Consider the following 19,768-nt stretch of genomic DNA (forward strand, 5'->3'; position numbering starts at 1 on the left):
GCTCAGTTCATGGCCTGAATGCGGGAGACGAGCTCCTTCACCTTCGCATCCTTGGCGTATTTCTCGTAGACCGGCTTCATGGCATCGATGAAGGGCTGCTTGTCGACATTGTTGATCTGGCTGCCGCTCGCCCGGATCTTCTTCTCGGCTTCCTTCTCGCGGGCTTCCCAGAGCTCACGCATCTTCACGACGGATTCCTTGGCCGTCTCGCGTACCGCCTTCTGGTCTTCCGGTGACAGCTTGTCGAAGCTCTTCTTCGACATCACCAGCACTTCCGGCGACATGGAATGCTCCGTCAGCGAGTAGTATTTCGCCACTTCGAAATGGCGGAAGGAATCGTAGCTCGGCCAGTTGTTCTCGGCTCCATCGACGACGCCGGTCTGGAGTGCGGAATAGACCTCGCCCGGAGGCATCGGCGTCGCATTGGCACCGAGCGCGTTCACCATGTCGAGGAACAGGTCGGACTGGATCACGCGCACCTTCATGCCCTTGAGATCCGCAGGCGTGTTGATGGCACGCTTTGAATTGTAGAACGAGCGCGCGCCCGAATCGTAGAAGGCCAGCGCCACGAGTCCATGGGGCTCGAACGACTTCAGGATCTGATCGCCGACGGGACCATCCATGGTCTTGCGCATATGGTCGACCGACCGGAAGATGAAGGGCAGCGACGGGACCAATGTCTCGGGGATGAGATTGTTGAACGGTCCCATGTTGATCCGGTTCAGGTCGATCACGCCGAAACGGGTCTGCTCGATCGTATCCTTTTCCTGACCCAGCTGCGCGGAGTGGAAGACCTGCACTTTGTATCGGCCGTTGGTCTTCTTTTTCGAGCAAGGAGCCGAAATACTTCACGGCTTCGACGGTGGGATATCCATCCGGATGGATATCGGCGGAGCGCAGTGTCGTTTGGGCGCTTGCTGTGCCACTCATAAAGGCCGCCCACACGCCGAGAGCGGTTGCGGCGAGAGTTCTCCTGGTCAACATCATGTTCCTCCTTAGGCTTCCTCAGGTGCTTTATTGTTTCAAACCAGACCTTCAGCCGGCTTGTCCGGCGCCCCGAGTCCATGCGACCCATCGGGGCGGGACCAGACGCTGCTTGCCGCGGCTTACCTGGTCGACGATTGTATGGTAGTATGCACTTATATGTTACGCAACCCGCCAAAAGAATGAGATCGCCGTGAACACGCCCTTCCCTGTCGGCCATGGCTCAGCCGCCCAGCGCATCGAGAGCGAGTTGCGCCGCCTGATCATCGCCTTGGAGCTTCCGCCGGGGAGCCGGCTCTCGGAGCAGGATATTGCCGAGCGCCACGGGGTTTCACGGCAGCCGGTTCGGGAGGCGCTGATCGGCCTGGCGCGAACGCGTCTGGTGGAAATCCAGCCGCAGCGCGGCACCACGGTGGTCAAGATCTCAGTGCGGAAGATGATGGAGGCCCGGTTCGTCAGGGAGGCGATCGAGACGGCGGTCGTGCGCCGCGCCTGCTCGTCCTTCGACCAGCAGAGCCGTGAGCGGATCAACGATCTCCTGGCGATGCAGGATCAGGCCGCCCGGCGGGACGACCACGATGCCTTCCAGCGTTACGATGAGCTTTTCCATATCGCGCTGGCCGAGGGCGCCGGGTGCCCCCTGGCTTGGGAGGCCGTTCAGGACATCAAGGCCCACATGGATCGGGTATGTCAACTCACCCTCCCCGGACCGGAGGCGATGCTGCCGCTGATCGATCAGCACCGTGCCATCATGGCCGCCATCGATGCCCGCGACGAGGAGGCGGCCGCCGAGGCGATGCGCCGGCATCTCACGGAGATCCTGCGCGCCCTGCCCCGGGTCGAGATCGAGCATCCGGAGCTGTTCAGTTCTTAAGGGGACGACCGGGCATTCACCTTTTTCGTCATCACCGGCCTTGTGCCGGTGATCTCGCCTGGCGAAGCGACGCGCTTTACGGCATCGGGATGGCCGAGACAGGCCCGGCCATGACGCCACTATTTATTCACACAGGATGGTTGAACCCTGGCTTTCTGACTTCAGCCAGAAACTCAGGATGGGTTGGTACCCTTCCCCCTCAGGCCCGCAACGCGAACGCCGTCGTCGACTTGATGCGCTCCATCGCGAACCTCGATGTGACGTTCTTGAGCGGGATCGCCTTGACGAGCTGCTTATAGAAAAGGTCGTAGGCCGCCATATCGGGCACGACGACACGCAGGATGTAGTCCACGTCGCCGGCCATCCGGTAGATTTCCATGACCTCGGGGATCGTCGTGACGAAATCCGCGAACTGCCGCATCCAGGCCTCGGAATGATCGTGGGCCTCCACGGCCACGAAAGCCGTCAGGCTGAGGCCGACCTTCTCCGGATCGACGAGGGCCACCCGCCTTTTGATGACCCCGGACGCCTCCAGCCGCTGGATCCGCTTCCAGCACGGCGTCTGAGACAGGTTCACCCTTTGGGCGAGCTCCGCCACAGAGATGCTCGCATCCTCCTGCAGGAACCCTAAGATCTTGGCATCAATTGCATCCATCAGCAGACCTGCGCAGCGTTTCGCTTCACCTGTTATGTTCTTTATATAGAACGAGGTCAAGCCGACCAGTCCCCTCAGCCATGCCGAAAGGTAACCTGCCCTTAGCGCCCATATCTCTTGAGAAGCTGGGCTGAGAGAAAATCAGAGCTGTCGCAGGAAATTTATTGCTGCCACCTTCCAGTAAGGAAGAAGTTTTTTCTTCACCTCCACGTTCTAAAAAAAGAACAATCTAATTGACCCGGGCCCGTCCTCTAGGCACCATTCCTACAAGTCTCCGAAGCGCAGCATGTGCCGGGGGTGGAAGCAAACGAAGCATCTGCCGTCCAAAACGCAGATCTTCAAAGCTGTCAAAACTCGTCATCTCCCAAGATGACGACCACTCATCCTGTTGTTTGTCCGATCCGGAGACAGGAAACGCAAGCCTATACTTCCGTTAAACATAAGGGACCGTCCGATGCCGATTAAGTTTCTGTCTGAATGGAGCCGCCGTCGATCAAGCTCCAAATCCTTTGCGGTCCTGGCGTTTCTCGCCGCATCCACCTGGGCGCTCGTTCCAGGCGCGGCTCAGGCCGCGTCGCCCTTGAGGATCGGCATCAATTCCGGTCTCTCGGCCGATGCCGTTCATCAGGCCGCCAAGGAGGCCAAGGAGCAGGGCCTCGACGTGAAGGTGATCGAATTCACCGACTGGATCACGCCCAATGCGGCGCTCGCCAACAAGGACATCGACGCCAACTACTTCCAGCACATCCCCTTCCTGGAAGATGCCAAGAAGGCGCGAGGCTATGATTTCGTCTCCATCGGCGTCGGCACGATGTCGAAGGTCGGCCTCTACTCGAAGAAGTACAAGAACGTCGCGGATCTTCCCAATGGCGCAAAGGTCGCCATCGCCAACGACCCGGTGAACGGCGGAAGAGGGCTCGTTCTTCTCGAGCGGATCGGTCTGATCAAGCTCAGGGAAGGCTTGGAATACAAGGCGACGGTCGCCGACATCGTCTCGAACCCGAAGAACATCAAGATCACCGAGCTCATCGCCCAGCAATTGCCGACGGCGCTCGATGACGTGGATCTCGGACAGGGCTATCCGGCGACCCTCAAGCAATTCGATATCGACCCGAACTCGGCCCTGATCTTCGACGACGTCCAGAAGCGCTTCGCCATCCAATGGGTCGTCCGCCCTGAAGATGCGAAGGATCCGCGGATCAACAAGTTCGTGTCCATCTATCAGAACTCACCCGAGGTCAAAGCCATCCTCAAGAAGCACTTCGGCGACATGACCGTTCCGGCGTGGGAGCCCGCGCCGAGATCCGACACCAATCCGACGAACTGAATATCAGCTGACGATCGAGCCGGGTGAGACAATGACCAAGAAGATCAACATCTATGCCTTCGACATGAACTGCGTGGGCCACATCAATCACGGGATGTGGACCCACCCGCGCGATCAGTCCTCGTCCTATACGAGCCTGGACTATTGGGTGAACCTCGCGAAGATCGCCGAGCGGGGCAAGCTCGACGGCATCTTCCTCGCCGACATCGTGGGCGTCTACGATGTCTACAAGGGAGGGCCGGAGGCGGCCATCGCCGCCGGTGCGCAGGTTCCCGTCAACGACCCGATGCTCCTCGTGCCGGCCATGGCGCATGCCACGAAGCATCTGGGTTTCGGCGTCACCGTCAACACGACATACGAGCAGCCCTATCTTCATGCCCGCCGCATGTCGACGCTCGATCATCTGACCAAGGGCCGCATCGGCTGGAACATCGTCACCGGCTATCTCGACAGTGCGGCGCGCGGCATGGGGCTTTCCGAACAGCTCGACCACGATCACCGCTATGACATCGCGGACGACTATCTCGATGTTCTCTACAAGCTCTGGGAAGGCAGCTGGGACGACGATGCCGTCATCCGCGACCGCGCCCAAGGCATCTATGCGCGTCCCGAGAAGGTCAGGTCGATCAAGCACGACGGGCCCTATTATCAGATCGACGCCGTTCACCTGAGCGAACCGTCTCCTCAGCGCACCCCCGTTCTGTATCAGGCCGGATCGTCGACCCGCGGACGGGAGTTTGCAGCCAAACATGCCGAATGCGTGTTCACCGGGGGGCCCAACCCGAATGTCGCCCGTGACATCATCGCCGACATCCGCGCCCGGGCGGCGAGCTACGGCCGCAGCCCTCATGACGTGAAGGTCTTTGTCGGCATGAGCCTCGTGGTCGGCCGCACGGAGAAGGAGGCTCAGGACAAGCTGGAGGAGTATCGCCGGCACGCAAGCGTGGAAGGAGCTCTGGCGCATTTCTCGAGCTCATCGGGCGTGGACTTCTCGAAATACGATCTCGATGAGCCGATCCAGTATGAGAAGAACAATGCCAACAACTCGACCCTGGAGGCCATCACCACGCGGAGTGCCGGCACGGTCTGGACGGTTCGCAAGCTGATCGATCAGATGATCCTGGGAAGCCGGCAAAAGCCGTTCGTCGGCACGCCGGAGCAGATCGCCGACCACATCGCCTCTTGGGTCGAGACCGCCGATATCGACGGCATCAACCTGCCCCGCACGGTGGCCCCGGAAAGCCTGGCCGACTTCGTCGATCTGGTCGTGCCGGCGCTCCAGGAGCGGGGCCTGTTCAAGGCCGATTATGCCGACGGCACCCTGCGCGAAAAGCTGTTCGGCGAGGGCCGCAGCCGTCTTCCCTCCGAGCACTGGGGGGCTCGTTATCGTTCGAACGCGGTGCAGCCTGCTCCCGCCAGAAAAATCGCCTGATCCCCTCTCTCCATTCGAACGGAAGCAACGATGTCTGCCGCCACGATCCTTTTTGCACCAGACCCGCATGTCGGACCTGCCAGCGCCCTGCACCGGTTTGCGTCCCCGCCGATCTCCTATGACGAGCTGGCGCAGCGCTTCCGGCCGATTTTCGCAAGGATCGCCGAGGGAGCCATTGCACGGGAGCAGTCGCGCGCCTTGGCCTTCGAGGCAGTGACCTGGCTGCGCGAAGCGGGCTTTGGCGCTCTGCGCATTCCGCAGGCTTATGGCGGCCTCGGCGCCAGCCTGCCCCAGGCGTTCCGGCTTCTCATCGAGCTGGGCGAGGCCGATTCCAACCTGCCCCAGATCTTCCGCGCTCATTTCGCCTTCGTCGAGGAGCGGCTCAACGGCCGGGACGAGGCCGACCGCCAGCGATGGTTTTCCCTCATCGTCGACGGCGCCCTCTTCGGCGCCGCCATGGCCGAGAAGACGGAAGGCACCGAGACGACCGTCACCCTCACGAAGGACGGCGATCACTGGCTTCTCGATGGGTATAAGTTCTACAGCACCGGGACGATCTATGCGACGTGGATCGTCGCGGTCGCCCTGGAGGGAACGGAGTATGTCTCCCTCGTCCTGCCGACGACGGCTCCGGGTGTCGAGATCGAAGACGATTGGGACGGCTTCGGCCAACGCCTGACCGGCAGCGGCACGACACGTTTCAACCGGGTCGAGATCGGGGCGGATCAGATCCTGCGCCGGGTCTCCGTCGAACAGCCGCCCAAGACATCCTACATCATCGCGTATTACCAACTGTTCCACCTGGCCGCCCTCGCGGGCATTGCGCGGGCTGTCCTGAAGGACGCCATCGAGTTTACCCGGGCCAAGACCAGGACCTTCGCGGTTCCCGGCAAGTCCAGCCCGCGCCATGACCCGCTCGTTCAGAGCGTGATCGGACGTCTCGCGAGCCTCTCCTTCACGGCGGACACGCTGGTGGAAGGTGTCGCCGATGCGATTGAGAACTCCTACCAGACCACTCTCAATGGCCAGGACGCGACGGAGCTTCATACGTCAGCGAACATCAAGGCCTATCAGGCGCAGCAGATCGTGATCGAGCAGGTGCTCGAAGCGACGACCTTGCTCTTCGAGATCGGCGGCGCATCCGCCGTAAGCGAGACGCGGCGCCTCGACCGCTACTGGCGCAATGCCCGCACGCTGGCATCCCACAATCCCGCCATTCAGCGCGAGCGTGCCATCGGCGATTACTGGCTGAATGGCACCCCACCCGTCGGCGTTCTCCAGGCCGTCATCCAGAGCGAAGCCCAGGCGAAGAACGCCGCCGACGTTTCGGCGCGTAATCCATAACCAGAGACGGGATCATCAGCCATGCCCACAAACTTCCTCCCGATGTTCTGGGATGCATTCCTCGAGAGCCTGATCATGGTCGGCACAGCGGGTCTGGTCGCTTTCGCGGCCGGGATTCCCCTCGCCGTCGTTCTCGTCACCACCAGCATCGGGGGCATCTACGAGATGCCCCGTCTCAACCGGGTCTTAGGCAGCGTCATCAACGGCTTCCGCTCGACGCCCTTCATCATCCTTCTGGTCGCCCTCATCCCGTTCACGCGCCTGATCGTCGGCACATCGATCGGGCTCTGGGCCGCGGTCGTACCGTTGAGCATCGCGGCAACACCGTTCTTCGCCCGCATCGCTGAAGTCAGCCTGCGCGAAGTAGATCATGGCCTCGTCGAGGCAGCACAGGCCATGGGCGCGAGCCGCTGGCAGATCATTGTCCATGTGCTTTTGCCGGAAGCTCTGCCAGGCATCATCCGGGGCTTCACCATCACATTGGTGTCGATGATCGGTTCCTCGGCCATGGCAGGGGCCGTGGGTGCCGGCGGACTGGGCGATCTTGCCATGCGCTACGGCTATCAGCGCTTCGACACCACGGTCATGGTCAGCGTCATCGCCGTCCTGATCGTCATCGTCACGGTGGTCCAGTCTACGGGGGACCTCATCGCAAGCCGCTTCGACCGGCGCTGACCGGAAAGCCGTTGCCTCGAGCAGGACGTTGCGCTCTCATGGTGGTTGCCGCACCGGAACCCGGTGCGGCAACGATATCAACCCTATAGGGAGCCGCAATGCCATTCCTCTCCAGCCTCACGCGTCGGCACGTGCTCGGCGTTGCCTTGAGTGCTTCGGCCTGCCTGGTATCCGGAGCCGTGCTCTCCCAGCAGGCCACCTATCCCTCCCGGCCGGTGCGTCTCATCGTGCCGTTCACGCCAGGCGGCACCACCGACATCTTTGCCCGCCTTGTCGGCGAGAAGCTGTCGCAATCCCTCGGGCAGCAATTCGTCATCGAGAACCGCGGCGGAGCGGGCGGCAATATCGGGACCGATGCGGTCGCCAAGGCCGATCCGGATGGCTACACCCTCGTGATGGGCACCGTGGGCACCCATGCCATCAATCCGAGCCTCTATACCAAGATGCCGTATGATGCGCTCACCGATTTCGCCCCGGTCGCCTACGTGGCCGGAGTGCCGAACCTGATGGTGGTGAGTCCCAAAAAAGTGAAGGCCACCACGGTTCAGGAGTTCATCGCCGAGGCGAAGGCGACGCCCGGCAAGATGACGATGGCGTCCTCCGGCAACGGCACCTCCATCCACCTGTCAGGCGAGCTCTTCAAGCAGATGACCGGCATCGAGATGCCCCACGTTCCCTACCGTGGCAGCGGACCGGCGGTAAACGATCTGATCGGCGGCCAGGTGGACGTGATGTTCGACAACCTGCCCTCCTCCATCGAGCAGGTCCGCAGCGGCAATCTGCGCGCGCTCGCGGTCACGTCATCCAAGCGCTCACCCGCCATCCCGGATAAGCCGACCCTCGCCGAGGCAGGCCTGCCCGGCTTCGAGGCATCGAGCTGGTTTGCCCTGTTCGCCCCGAAGGGCACGCCGCCTGAAATCACCTCCAAGCTGAACCAGGAAGTCCGCAAGGCCCTGGAGACGCCGGAACTGCAGAAGCGTTTTGCAGACCTTGGTGGTGAGATCCAATCGATGCGCCCGGACGAACTCATGGCTTATGTGAAGTCCGAGTATGAGAAATGGGCGAAGGTCGTGAAAGCCTCGGGCGCCAAAGTCGATTAATCCTGACCAGGAGGGGCGCCCTGAAACCGCCCCTCACATTTCGCTTAATACTCCAACTCGAACCCAAGCCCGACGGAACTGCCGCCTTCGGCATTGATCTCGCCCTGGGCCTTGAGCCGCCGTGTCAGATCGACATCGACCGTCACGCCGCTCTCCTCGGGCAGAGCGCCGGCTTTCACGCCAACCCGCACATTGTCGCTGATATAGCGCGAGACGCCCACGCCAGGCCCGCCGCCAGCCCCGACGGTGATGTCGAGGCTGTCGACACCGAGCGAACGGCGCAGTTGCTCGAACGCGTCGTTGCCGGACCCGCCGGAGAGCTGCGCCACGGCCTGCGCGAGCTGCAGGGCCTGCCCCGCGGACAGCCCGCCCGACGGCCTCTGGAACAGGATGCGGGAGAGGACCTCGTCCTGAGGCAGGTACGGTTCGGAGCTGAACGTGAATTCCGGGCTGGAGGCCGGACCCGTGACACCGATGCGGGCAGTGACGTCTCCCGCCTGCGTCTCCGCCAGGAAGTCGAGGGATGGCGTGAGATCGCCGGTGAAGTCCAGTCGTCCACGCACGAACTCGAGCCTCTGGCCCAGAAGATCGAAGCGGCCGCGCCGGAGTTCGAAGGCGCCGATGGCGATGGGGTCCTGGCTCGTGCCCTGGAGCCGCAGATCGCCGCCGAGTTCCGCGTTGATGCCGCGCCCGCGCACGAAGATGCGGTTCTGCGCCGTCAGCGTCAGATCGAGTTCGGCGCGGAAAGGTGTGCCTCTCGCAGAAGCGGATTGCCGCCGCTGCGCGAGAGCGAGCCGCGCGGCAGCGGTCGGCGTCGGCCGCACATGCCTGGTTCCCGGGAGCGGTCTCAAGGTGGTGGGCAGCCGGTCAGGCACGGAAACGTTCATCGAGATGATGTTGATGCGGCCCGCAGCCCGCGGCCTGCTCAGAAGCGGGCCCGAGACGGTCAGATCCAGGTCGGCGCTGGCCTCGACGGTCTCGTTGGAGACGAGCTGTGCGCGGTTGCCCGTGATGCGGATCTCGCCGGGCAGCCCCGCCGCAGGATCGATCGTCACCTGGCCTCGGGCGGCCAGTGAGCCACCGCTCGGTGTCTGCGCCGTCAAGTTCTCGATGGAAAGCACCTGCCCGCGCGCCACGAAGCGCCCGGCAATGCCGTTCAGCTGGACGCCCTGGAGCGAGTCGACGAAGCTGCCGTTGGCAAGGGTCACGGAACCCTCGATGCGCGGGTTCGAGAATGTTCCGGCAATTGACACATCGAGATTGGCAGCACCTGTCAGACGTTGACCAGATGCGGACAGGAAGGAATTGGCGACGGCAAGATCGGTGCGCCCCGCCACCCTGAGCGCCAGTTCCTCGGCCGGATCGAGGGGAACACTTCCCGAAACCTGCACAGTTCCGCCACGCCCGATGGCAATCCTCGCATCGATGCTGGCCCGCTGATCGGCAAGACGCCCCTGCGCCTCGATGTTGAGCGCCGGCAGGCCGGCCCGACGGGTCTCTGCCGTGGCAAGGCTTGATACGTTGACGCGGTAGTTTCCGGTAGGAGCTTCCATTGTTCCGCCAATGGAAGCATTTCCGTTGACCGTGCCGGCCAGACCGAGATTGGGCACCACGATGTCGGCGACCTGAAGCGGCAGGCTGCGCACGTCGACGGAGAGATCGAGTCTGTCGGAAACCGTGCCGGAAATCGCGATACGGCCCTGATCCGCCGCGATCACAAGATCGGACAGGGTGACGGCACCGTTCTGAAGGATGATGGCTGCGGGTTGGGCCAGAGCCAGACGCCTGCCGCCGCGGCGTGCGGTGAAGCTCGCAAGCTCGATCCGTGTTGCATCGCCAGGGACGAGGCGTCCCTGTGCGTCGAGGTTGAACCCCTGCCCGACGGCAGACGCCGTAAAGCGCGAGGCATCCGGCGTTCCATCGGCCACGAACCGCACGGTTCTGTAGGTCTGGCCACCAGCCGTTAGCGCCTCGGCAGAGACGTTACCGTCGATCATGGGACGGCGATAAAGATCCTGAACGGTGAGTTTCGCATCGAAATTCCTCACCGACGCATCCGCCACGGCAAAGCGTGCGCCTCGTGCCGTAATCGTGGCATTCTGACCGCCACCACTCGCATCGAGCGAAACAACCGCATCAAGCGCGCCATCGAGCTTCGTCAGCACGAGCGGAGAGAGATCGTCGAAGTTGCTGCCGGACAGGGAGATCTCGCCCTGGGCCAGATTGTCGGCACCCAGACGGAGATTTCCATTCAATCCGACGGATCCGATATCGATGTCGAGCCGGTCCAGGAGCCACCCGCCCTCTGGAGGCTTTGCGAGATGAAGGGAGCCCGTTGCGGGCTTCCCGTCCACCTGCCCATCGAGCATCAAAGCGGCATCGAGCGCACCCGTGACGTCCTTGGCGTCGAGACTGATCGCAAGGCGCGGGATGGATCGATTGAGGGCTCGCACGTCGGTGAGCGTTGCAACACCCCGCACGTCCGGCCGTTCGAGCGAACCTGCAAGACGAGCCATGACACTCGCCCGGCCGGCGGTCACTCGCTGATCCACTTGCCTCAACTCGTCGATGGTGATGTCGAGGCCCAGATCAGCCGCGGATTGCGTGGCACGCCCATCGACACGGGCAGCGAGATGTGCCCCATCAACCTGGAAATTCTCAAAAGCGAAACCATTGGGGATGCGGCGCATCGTGCCCGTAGCTGTGACCGAGCGCCCCAGGAGACCGTCGACGCCCGGCGTTCCCGTCGAAAGTTCCCGCAACCGGGCGTCGACGACAGCCGCCATGTCGTACCGACGAGGATTGCCTGACAATCGCGCCGTCAGAGTTGCAGAACCCTGCAGCGGCCGGCCCGCGACGCCTGAGAAGGATGCCAGCGCCGGGATGTTGGCATCGAGCGCGCCATCGAGAATGGTGCTTCCCACCCGTCCCGTGAAGCCTGCCCGCGCCGTGGAGGTCTCGATGCGCGCCGTCTCCACGTTCGCGACACCATCCAGATCGAAGGAACCACGCGCCGTGACCGAAAGGGTCGTTCCAATCGCCCGGGCGAGCGCCCGGTCCGCAGGCCGGATCCCTCCAGCACCTGCATCGACGGCAAAGGAGAATTGGTTGGGAGGCGATGCGCCGTCCACCGGATTCATGGTCACACGGGCCGTCAGCGTGTCCAGGGTGCCCTGCGGGAGCCTGACCTCGGCGGCATCGAGCAAGCCGTTGATGCGCGGCGCCGTCAACGGACCCTGCACGGTTCCGTCGAAATTGAGCCGGGCGATCTCCGCCTCCCCTGCGCGCGTTTTCGCACCATCGGTCGGCAAGGCGCGGGCGTTGAGCGTCAGATCGAGAACCTGGCCGGAGCTGACGGTTCCGGTCATATCGAAGCGTGCGACATTCGATGTGATGCGCACCGGCTGGAAGCGCAGGCTGCTGTCATCGCCGACGGTCACATGGCCGACGAGCTGAGTGGTCCCGCTGAAGACTGGCGCGGCCGGTGCCGGCAGCAATCCCTCGACACGCGCGGCGAGATCCAGATTCACATCATAACCGGCCGTGGCGCGCTTGACGGTCGCCGTCCCCGAAGCACCAATCGTCGGTCCGGCAGTGAAATCGAGCCGCGCTGCGAAGTCATTCATGGGTCCCTGGCCAGCGAGCTTCAGATCGACGGGCGGAAGTCCGGGCAGATTCATCAGCCGAGCGGCAATGCCGCCCGCAGGTTCCTGATGGGTGAGGTCGAGGGCGAGACGGTTCGACTGTGGAACGTAGGTGAGGTCGATCGAAAGCCGCCCGGGCGCATCCAGGCGCTGCGCCTGGAAGTTCAGATCGAGCCCTTCGGACGGATCGCCAAGCTGGGCCGAACCTGCCGCCGAGAGCTGTGCCTGCGTGCCGAGCACCGGCGCACCAAGGGTGAGTTCCTGCAGGGCGAAGCGATCCACGATGACCCGCACCGGCAGTTCGGGCAGGATTGGCTCATCGGAGACAGGCGCATCCTCCTCGGCGGGCAACGGCCTGCGCAGAACCTGAAGGCGGTCGATGGTGAGTTCGTCGACCTGAAGGCGCCCGCGCAGCAGCGCCGTGCGGCTCCAGACGAGGCGGGCTCGATCGAGATTGAGCCACACGCCATCCCGGTCGGCAATGCGGATGTCCCGGATGACGGCATTTGAGGAGAGCGCACCCTCGATGCTGCCGATGGTTACGCGCGTAGTCGGCGTCGACAGGAGGCGCGAAATCAGATTGGCCAGAACGCCTTGGTCACTCTGTGCCTGGCTCGGGCGTCCGGCCATCAGCCAGACGGCTGCAACCGTCAGGGCGATGATGATCGAGATAAGGGCGAGGGAGCGGATTGGCTTGATCATCAGAAGGCCTGCCCGATTCCGACATAAATGGCGTAGGACGGATCGCCGGGTCCCGGATTGACCGGGATCGCGACATCCAAGCGAATGGGGCCGATGGACGTGTAATAGCGTAGGCCGAGACCTGCCGCGACGCGGATGTCCTCGTCGAAATCCGGGAAGCTCGATTCAAAGGCGGTGCCGGCATCGACGAAGGGCACGATACCGATGGTATTGGTGATCTTGATGCGCGCCTCGAGCGACGCTTCGAGCAGGCTCCGGCCCCCGATCGGCTCACCGAGGAAGGTCGGACCAAGCGTCCGGTAGCGGTAGCCGCGCACCGAACCGCCGCCGCCGGCGTAGAAACGCCGATTGGCCGGGATTTCATCCAGTTCTGCGCCGACGATCGACCCCAAGCCGATGCGGCCGGCGAGGATGTAGCGGGCCTCCTCGTCGAGAGAGTAGTACGCGGAGGCCGTTCCCCTCGCGACGGTCATCGGCACGGATGAACCAAGGAATTCCGGGTAAGGGGCCACAGAGGCGATCACCCGCATGCCCTGCGTAGGATTGAGGAGATTGTCGGTCGAGTCGTAGCTGAGGGAGACCGGCAGGCCGACGAGGGTGTAGTCGATCTGACCGAGGACGTCCGTTGCCTGCCCTTTCTCGTACTCGATGCCGCCCTGAATCGAGAACTTGTCGCTGAAGCGGTGGCGGATGCCGGTGGTCGCGTTGACGAGGCGGCTCGTATAGCCTTCCGTCCTGTCGCGTTCGGCGAGGCCGTCGATCAGCCAATCGTTGCGTGTCCCCCAGAGAGCAGGCTTGAGGAAGCTCGCGCGGAACCGACCTCCGAGGTTGTCCCACGTGAAATCCTGATTCCGGTCGGGCTGACCGCCATCCTCGGTGAGATAAAAGATGCTGCCCTCAAACCTCAGCCGCTCGGCGCCGCCGAACAGGTTCCGATGCGCCCAGTATGCCCGCACCGCCGGTCCGTCAGTCGTGGAATATTGGACCGAGGCTCCGACGACCCGCTGCGGGCGTTCTGTCAGCTCCACGAAAAGAGGCAGGTTTCCGTAGGCATCCAGGGCCTCACCTTCGCGGATGCGCACGGATGACAAAGCCTCGATCTGGGAGATCGACTTGCGCATGGAGGCAAGTTCCGCTGGCGAATAGGGATCGCCCGGCTCCGTGTAGATGAAGGAACGCACCACGGCCGGATCGACATTCTCCGCCCCCTGGATCGAAATGGCTCCGATTCCCGCCCGCGGCCCGGGATCGACGGCAAGGCTCACGTCCATCACTTGAGCCGGATGGATCACCACAGGGTCCTGCCGCCGGATCTTGGCGAAGGGGCGCGATTGGGACCGGAAATAATCGACGATCCGCGCTTCGGCGGCAACGATATCGGCGGAACGGGCCGGGTCTCCCGGCTTGATCTGCACGACCCGGGGCGGAAGCTCGCCCGGTGGGAAGGGACGTCCCGTCCTCGCATCCAGAACTGCCACATCCCTCAACGCAAATTGCGGACCTGGATCCGCGATGATCTGAACGGGAACGAGCGCGCGTGCGAGATAGCCCGAGGCTGCCCGGGTAGCAGCATCCGTGCGGGGCGCCTGCAACACCATCGGAACGCCGGCGACGTTGATGGTGATACGAGCATTGTAGTACCCGGCACCCCAGAGCGCATCGATCAAACGAGGCAGGTCAGCCTGTGCCCGACTGATGAGAGCCGCGGCATCGGGCGGCGGATCGGATTGCAGGCTTTGAAGGGTCGACGCGTCCTTCAGGGTTTGCTTCAGGTCGCTGTTGTCCGTGCCCACCACGATTTCGAGGGAATAAGGCAGGGCCTGCGGGCTTGGGGGCGGTGGCGCATCGCTACTCCCACGGAGCCAACCGAAGAGATCGAGAGCGACGGCAGGCGCGATCGGCAATCCACTGAACAGAACGCCAACTAGAACGGGGAATACGATCCGTCGTTTGTTACTCAGCCACCGCAATTGAGGCACGCTCTCCCCGATCAAAACGGACCAATATTCCTTGGCCTCACAGCCGATCTCGCCCAGTCGATGCGCCCGGATCCAGACCAGCTCAGTCTATCGAGAGGCACCTAATCACAGTTTCCCCAACGGCAAAACCCTGACCATTCGATTTTGGGTTGATAGTTGATGAAAGATCACAGGTGGCAGCGAGGAAAATATACATCCAATAGAAGACATCGAAGATCCAAGATAACGGGGACTTCTCAAGCACCACTGCCAGCAAGCCAATAACATTCTATCCTTCTCTGAAATCCCATCGATTGCCAGTTGCTCGAATCTGCCAAATGTGGCGGAAATGAGAACTTGTTATCTCCCCCAAAAGAACGATGTTAATCTATGCCCCTCCGGCGCCCGATAGCCAAGGCTCATTGACCAACCGTTCCGCCGGGTGTAATTTTCGATCCAGCTGTTGGCTTATTTCAAAGTGCTCCGATGTAGAGCGGCCAATATCAAGCCAATAGTGCTTACAAATTTGTTTTGGTTGAATCCTCATGTAGAGTTTCCCGACCAAAAACAATGTAATGGCGTGCAAGAGTTATTGCCTTCTGCTTCATGTCCAAGGCCTCTCATGGCAAGGATTGGGTGAGGAATGGCTGTAGCGTTCATACTCGTTCTGGTGGCCGTTGGCTCGGTCGTATTCCACCTTGTCAGTCCTTGGTGGTGGACACCAATTGCTTCGAACTGGCACTACATCGACAACACGATCATCATCACCTTCTGGATCACTGGAGCGGTCTTCGTCGCCGTCGTGCTCTTCATGGCCTATTGCGTCTATCGGTTCCGCCATCAAGCCGGCCGACAGGCACACTACGAGCCTGAGAACAAGAGGCTCGAATGGTGGCTGACCGTAGTCACAGGCATCGGCGTTGCCGCCATGCTGACGCCCGGACTGTTCGTCTGGCGACAGTTCATCACGGTTCCGGAAGATGCGACCGACATCGAAGTTTTTGGGCAGCAATGGCAATGGAGCTTCCGCTTGCCCGGAGCGGATGGCCAACTCGCCACCTCGGACGCGCACCTGATCAGTCCGGACAACCCACTCGGCATCAACCGGGAGGATCCGAAATCGCAGGACGATGTCGTTATTGAAGGCGGCGAATTGCACCTGCCGATCGGCAAGCCGGTCAAAGCACTCCTGCGCTCGGTCGACGTCCTCCACAATTTCTATGTGCCGGAGTTGCGGGCCAAGATGGATCTGGTGCCGGGCCAGGTTTCCTACATCTGGTTCACGCCGACACGAACGGGAACGTTCGATGTTCTCTGCGCAGAACTCTGCGGCGTCGGTCATCCGCAGATGCGCGGAAAGCTCGTGGTTCAGGAACAAAGTGATTATCAGGCATGGCTGCAGGATCAGGCAGCGCTAAGCTTCGCGCGCCTCACGCCTGCCGCCAACTGAGGAGGCGTTCGCGCCTCATTAGACGGAGAGAAAACGGAATCTACCGAGGAGAGCCTCCTGATGGTCGATGTGCCACTTGGTCCGGCTGGAGCCGTTGCACCGGCCGATGTCGAAGATGTCGAACTCTATCATCCTCATAGCTGGGTAACGAAGTACGTCTTCAGCCAGGATGCGAAAGTCATCGCGATTCAATATTCGTTCGTGGCTCTCTCAGTCGGACTGGTCGCTCTCGTGCTGTCCTGGCTGATGCGGTTGCAGCTCGGCTTTCCGGGCGTCTTCGCCTTCATCGATGCCAATGCCTATTACCAGTTCATCACCATGCACGGCATGATGATGGTGGTCTATGTGCTCACCGCCTTGTTCCTGGGAGGCTTCGGCAACTACCTCATTCCCCTGATGGTCGGCGCGCGCGACATGGTGTTTCCCTATGTCAACATGCTAAGCTTCTGGATCTATTTTCTCGCCGTTCTGGTTCTGGTGGCGAGCTTTTTCGCACCGGGAGGGCCCACGGGTGCCGGATGGACGCTCTATCCACCGCAGGCCATTCTGTCAGGCACGCCCGGGGGACAGGAGTGGGGCATCATTATGATGCTCGCCTCCCTAATGATCTTCATCATCGGCTTCACCATGGGCGGCTTGAACTACGTGGTGACGGTGCTGCAGGCGCGCGCGCGCGGCATGACGCTGATGCGTATGCCTCTCACCGTATGGGGCATCTTCACGGCGAGCTTCATGGCTTTGCTGGCCTTCCCTGCCCTCTTCGTCGGCGCCGTGATGATGCTCTTCGACAGAATTTTCGGAACCAGCTTCTTCATGCCGGCCATCGTCGAGATGGGCCAGCCGCTGGAACGCAACGGCGGTTCTCCCCTCCTCTTCCAGCATCTGTTCTGGTTCTTCGGGCATCCGGAAGTCTACATCGTGGCGCTGCCCGCCTTCGGCATGGTCTCGGACCTGATCAGCACCCATGCGCGACGCAATATCTTTGGCTACCGCATGATGGTCTGGGCCCTGCTTGCCATCGGCGCCCTGAGTTTCGTTGTCTGGGCCCACCACATGTATGTGAGCGGCATGAATCCCTATTTCGGGTTCTTCTTCGCCACGACCACGCTGATCATCGCCATTCCGACGGCGATCAAGGTCTATAACTGGATCCTGACGCTCTGGCGCGGCAACATCCACCTTACCGTTCCCATGCTGTTCGCCCTCGCCTTCATCGTGACCTTCGTGAACGGGGGACTCACGGGCCTATTCCTCGGCAACGTGGTGGTGGACGTGCCCCTCTCGGACACCATGTTCGTGGTCGCCCATTTCCACATGGTCATGGGCGTAGCCCCAATCCTCGTGATCTTCGGAGCGATCTATCACTGGTATCCGAAGGTGACCGGGCGCATGCTGAACGACACGCTCGGCAAGCTCCATTTCTGGGTTACGTTCCTCGGAGCCTACGCGATCTTCTTTCCCATGCATTATCTGGGGCTGATGGGCATCCCGCGGCGGTATCATGACATCGCCGACATGTCCTTCGTTCCGCCGTCGGCCCATACGCTCAATGCCTTCATCACCATCGTGGCCTTGATCGTCGGCGCGACGCAACTGGTCTTCGTCTTCAATCTGTTCTGGAGCCTGCGCCACGGCAGGCCGTCCGGCGGCAATCCTTGGCAGGCGACCACGCTGGAATGGCAGACACCGGAAACGCCGCCCCCGCACGGCAACTGGGGCAAGGATCTGCCGGTCGTCTATCGCTGGGCCTACGATTACAGCGTTCCGGGAGCCGATCAGGATTTCCTGCCGCAGAACCAGCCCGGAATCACGCGCATAGTGCCAGGATCCTCCCATGGGTAGCATCCTCCTGTTCCTGAGTGTGCTGGCCATCATCGGCGCCTGGTGGCTCTCGCGACAGGGGCTGGCGTCCAAGCCCTGGCTGGAACAGGGAACGACAGGCGTCTTGCCGGAAGCAAATGCCACCCCTCCATCCAAGATCGGGCTTGGCATCTTTCTTGCCGTCGTCGGCTCCTTGTTTGCGCTTTTCTTCAGCGCCTACGCGATGCGCATGCAATTGCCCGACTGGCGCACATTGCCCATACCGGCAATCCTCTGGCTCAACACCGCGATGCTCGTCCTGAGCAGCCTTGCTCTGCATGGCGCAAACAGGGCAGTCGGGCGGGGAGAGATGCCTGAACTGAGAATGGGCCTTCTTGCGGCAGGCATTTCGGCCCTGGCCTTTCTCTCAGGTCAACTTTTGGCTTGGCGGCAGTTGACCGGCGAAGGCTACCTGCTGGCTGCCAATCCAGCCAACGCCTTCTTCTATGTCCTGACCGGCGTGCACGGCCTTCATCTCCTCGGCGGTTTGGTGGCGCTGGGCAGGACTACCGAGAAGGCGTGGTGCGAGACGACCACGGAGCCTCTGTGGCTGTCCGTGGAGCTCTGCGCCACATACTGGCATTTCCTGCTGCTCATCTGGCTCGTCTTCCTCAGCGTGCTAACGGGCTGGGCGGGTCAATTCGTGGACATCTGTCGGCAACTGCTGACATAGGAGGAGTTCTGCGCATGGCGGAACAGGCTCTGACGGATTTAAGAACGACCTATACCGAGGCCTCGGGCCTGCGCAGCGTCGCTTCCGACTTCTCCTCGGATCGGCAGGCCTTCAGGAATGTGTCCTGGGGCAAGGCCATGATGTGGATCTTCCTCCTCAGCGACACCTTCGTCTTCAGCTGCTTCCTGATCTCCTACATGACGGCGCGCATGTCCACGACCGTGCCGTGGCCCAATCCGAGCGAGGTCTTTGCCCTCACCATCGGAGGTGTCACGCTTCCCCTGATCCTGATCGCGATCATGACCTTCGTCCTGATCAGCAGCAGCGGAACCATGGCGATGGCCGTGAATTTCGGCTACCGCCGTAATCGCAAGAAAACGGCCATCCTGATGCTGCTGACGGCGCTTCTCGGCGCCACCTTCGTCGGCATGCAGGCCTTCGAATGGACCAAGCTGATCCACGAAGGCGTCCGCCCCTGGGCCAATCCATGGGGCGCGGCTCAGTTCGGTTCATCCTTCTTCATGATCACCGGCTTCCACGGCACCCATGTGAGCTTCGGCGTGCTGTTCCTTCTCATTACCGCGCGAAAGGTCTGGCGAGGCGATTATGATCACGAGAGGCGGGGCTTTTTCACCAGCCGGAAGGGACGGTACGAGGCTGTCGAGATCATGGGTCTCTACTGGCACTTCGTCGATCTGGTCTGGGTTTTCATCTTCGCCTTCTTCTACCTTTGGTAAGAGAGCAGCCATGGCACAGGCATCAGCACATGCACAGGGACAGCAGCACCCGATCAAGCTTTACCTGGTCGTCTGGGCCTGGCTGTTCGTCTTGAGCACCTGCTCGTATTTCGTCGATTACTTCCAGGTTCAGGGTCTTCTCAGATATTCCCTCATCATCCTGTTCATGCTGATGAAGGCGGGTCTCATCGTTGCCATCTTCATGCATATGGCGTGGGAGCGCCTTTCGCTGGTCTATGCCATTCTGGTGCCGATGAGCGCCGTTCTGGTGTTCGTGGCGATCATGGTGCTCGAGGCGGATTACACGCTCCTGTCCAGGGTCGTATTCTTCGGATCTGGCTCCTGAACAGCAT

The 19,768-nt window shown here is 61.8% G+C and carries 14 protein-coding genes and 1 pseudogene; 11 read left to right on the forward strand and 4 right to left on the reverse strand.

The features are described from left to right. Window positions 1–2 precede the first annotated feature (2 nt). Window positions 3–984: pseudogene (locus ACD578_RS13510) on the reverse strand (TRAP transporter substrate-binding protein). Window positions 985–1,177: 193 nt separating this feature from the next. Between ACD578_RS13510 and ACD578_RS13515 the strand changes: the two are divergent. Continuing rightward, complete coding sequence (locus ACD578_RS13515) at window positions 1,178–1,858, forward strand: GntR family transcriptional regulator (protein ID WP_404285702.1); 681 nt, start codon at window positions 1,178–1,180, stop codon at window positions 1,856–1,858. Window positions 1,859–2,057: 199 nt separating this feature from the next. Here ACD578_RS13515 and ACD578_RS13520 read toward each other — a convergent pair whose 3' ends face one another. Next, window positions 2,058–2,513, reverse strand: a complete 456-nt coding sequence (locus ACD578_RS13520; RefSeq protein WP_404285704.1) for an Lrp/AsnC family transcriptional regulator — start codon at window positions 2,511–2,513, stop codon at window positions 2,058–2,060. A 454-nt stretch (window positions 2,514–2,967) separates the two neighbouring features. Between ACD578_RS13520 and ACD578_RS13525 the strand changes: the two genes are divergently transcribed. From ACD578_RS13525 to ACD578_RS13545, 5 genes are all read left to right on the forward strand, one after another. Beyond that, window positions 2,968–3,840, forward strand: a complete 873-nt coding sequence (locus ACD578_RS13525; RefSeq protein ID WP_404285706.1) for a MetQ/NlpA family ABC transporter substrate-binding protein — start codon at window positions 2,968–2,970, stop codon at window positions 3,838–3,840. A gap of 31 nt (window positions 3,841–3,871) precedes the next feature. Next, entirely contained in the window at window positions 3,872–5,272 is a 1,401-nt protein-coding gene (locus tag ACD578_RS13530; RefSeq protein ID WP_404285708.1) for an LLM class flavin-dependent oxidoreductase, read from the forward strand. Between the two features lie 30 nt (window positions 5,273–5,302). Further along, window positions 5,303–6,616, forward strand: a complete 1,314-nt coding sequence (locus tag ACD578_RS13535) for an acyl-CoA dehydrogenase family protein (RefSeq protein ID WP_404285710.1) — start codon at window positions 5,303–5,305, stop codon at window positions 6,614–6,616. 21 nt (window positions 6,617–6,637) lie between these two features. Continuing rightward, window positions 6,638–7,291 carry a methionine ABC transporter permease gene (locus tag ACD578_RS13540; protein WP_152708830.1) on the forward strand — a complete coding sequence of 218 codons (654 nt, stop codon included), beginning with the start codon at window positions 6,638–6,640 and terminating at the stop codon, window positions 7,289–7,291. Window positions 7,292–7,389: 98 nt separating this feature from the next. Continuing rightward, a complete protein-coding gene (locus tag ACD578_RS13545) occupies window positions 7,390–8,391 on the forward strand; it encodes a Bug family tripartite tricarboxylate transporter substrate binding protein (protein WP_404285713.1) in 1,002 nt (333 codons plus the stop codon). Window positions 8,392–8,435: 44 nt separating this feature from the next. Here the strand turns inward: ACD578_RS13545 and ACD578_RS13550 are convergent, their stop codons facing one another. Both ACD578_RS13550 and ACD578_RS13555 read right to left on the reverse strand, forming a co-directional pair. Beyond that, window positions 8,436–12,737 (reverse strand): translocation/assembly module TamB domain-containing protein, encoded by a 4,302-nt coding sequence (locus ACD578_RS13550; RefSeq protein ID WP_404285715.1) that lies wholly within the window; start codon window positions 12,735–12,737, stop codon window positions 8,436–8,438. Continuing rightward, the gene (locus tag ACD578_RS13555; RefSeq protein ID WP_404285717.1) at window positions 12,737–14,716 is read right to left on the reverse strand and encodes an autotransporter assembly complex family protein; all 1,980 of its coding nucleotides are present in this window, start codon (window positions 14,714–14,716) and stop codon (window positions 12,737–12,739) included. Before ACD578_RS13555 ends, ACD578_RS13550 begins: the two co-directional genes overlap by 1 nt. Window positions 14,717–15,338: 622 nt before the next feature. On the opposite strand from ACD578_RS13555, the gene ACD578_RS13560 reads away from it, so the two are divergent. From ACD578_RS13560 to ACD578_RS13580, 5 genes are read left to right on the forward strand one after another with little or no spacing between them, the layout of a single operon-like run. Next, complete coding sequence (locus tag ACD578_RS13560; RefSeq protein WP_404285719.1) at window positions 15,339–16,145, forward strand: cytochrome c oxidase subunit II; 807 nt, start codon at window positions 15,339–15,341, stop codon at window positions 16,143–16,145. A gap of 60 nt (window positions 16,146–16,205) precedes the next feature. Further along, a complete protein-coding gene (gene ctaD, locus ACD578_RS13565; protein WP_404285721.1) occupies window positions 16,206–17,987 on the forward strand; it encodes a cytochrome c oxidase subunit I in 1,782 nt (593 codons plus the stop codon). After that, the gene (locus ACD578_RS13570) at window positions 17,980–18,678 is read left to right on the forward strand and encodes a cytochrome c oxidase subunit 3 (protein ID WP_404285723.1); all 699 of its coding nucleotides are present in this window, start codon (window positions 17,980–17,982) and stop codon (window positions 18,676–18,678) included. Before ctaD ends, ACD578_RS13570 begins: the two co-directional genes overlap by 8 nt. 14 nt (window positions 18,679–18,692) lie before the next feature. Further along, window positions 18,693–19,415 (forward strand): heme-copper oxidase subunit III family protein, encoded by a 723-nt coding sequence (locus ACD578_RS13575; protein WP_404285725.1) that lies wholly within the window; start codon window positions 18,693–18,695, stop codon window positions 19,413–19,415. Between the two features lie 10 nt (window positions 19,416–19,425). Beyond that, a complete protein-coding gene (locus tag ACD578_RS13580; protein ID WP_404285727.1) occupies window positions 19,426–19,761 on the forward strand; it encodes a cytochrome C oxidase subunit IV family protein in 336 nt (111 codons plus the stop codon). The last annotated feature ends 7 nt before the right edge of the window (window positions 19,762–19,768 follow it).

Origin of the sequence: Microvirga sp. RSM25 (assembly GCF_044784385.1) — a bacterium.
Taxonomy (GTDB): Bacteria; Pseudomonadota; Alphaproteobacteria; order Rhizobiales; family Beijerinckiaceae; genus Microvirga; species Microvirga tunisiensis.

Bases quoted from the DNA above. Each gene is read 5' to 3' on its own strand.
- ctaD (WP_404285721.1), top strand. From the start codon at position 16,206: ATGGTCGATGTGCCACTTGGTCCGGCTGGAGCCGTTGCACCGGCCGAT.
- ACD578_RS13560 (WP_404285719.1), top strand. From the start codon at position 15,339: ATGGCTGTAGCGTTCATACTCGTTCTGGTGGCCGTTGGCTCGGTCGTA.
- ACD578_RS13550 (WP_404285715.1), bottom strand. From the start codon at position 12,737: ATGATCAAGCCAATCCGCTCCCTCGCCCTTATCTCGATCATCATCGCC.
- ACD578_RS13545 (WP_404285713.1), top strand. From the start codon at position 7,390: ATGCCATTCCTCTCCAGCCTCACGCGTCGGCACGTGCTCGGCGTTGCC.
- ACD578_RS13570 (WP_404285723.1), top strand. From the start codon at position 17,980: ATGGGTAGCATCCTCCTGTTCCTGAGTGTGCTGGCCATCATCGGCGCC.
- ACD578_RS13535 (WP_404285710.1), top strand. From the start codon at position 5,303: ATGTCTGCCGCCACGATCCTTTTTGCACCAGACCCGCATGTCGGACCT.
- ACD578_RS13520 (WP_404285704.1), bottom strand. From the start codon at position 2,513: ATGGATGCAATTGATGCCAAGATCTTAGGGTTCCTGCAGGAGGATGCG.
- ACD578_RS13525 (WP_404285706.1), top strand. From the start codon at position 2,968: ATGCCGATTAAGTTTCTGTCTGAATGGAGCCGCCGTCGATCAAGCTCC.
- ACD578_RS13540 (WP_152708830.1), top strand. From the start codon at position 6,638: ATGCCCACAAACTTCCTCCCGATGTTCTGGGATGCATTCCTCGAGAGC.
- ACD578_RS13530 (WP_404285708.1), top strand. From the start codon at position 3,872: ATGACCAAGAAGATCAACATCTATGCCTTCGACATGAACTGCGTGGGC.
- ACD578_RS13575 (WP_404285725.1), top strand. From the start codon at position 18,693: ATGGCGGAACAGGCTCTGACGGATTTAAGAACGACCTATACCGAGGCC.
- ACD578_RS13580 (WP_404285727.1), top strand. From the start codon at position 19,426: ATGGCACAGGCATCAGCACATGCACAGGGACAGCAGCACCCGATCAAG.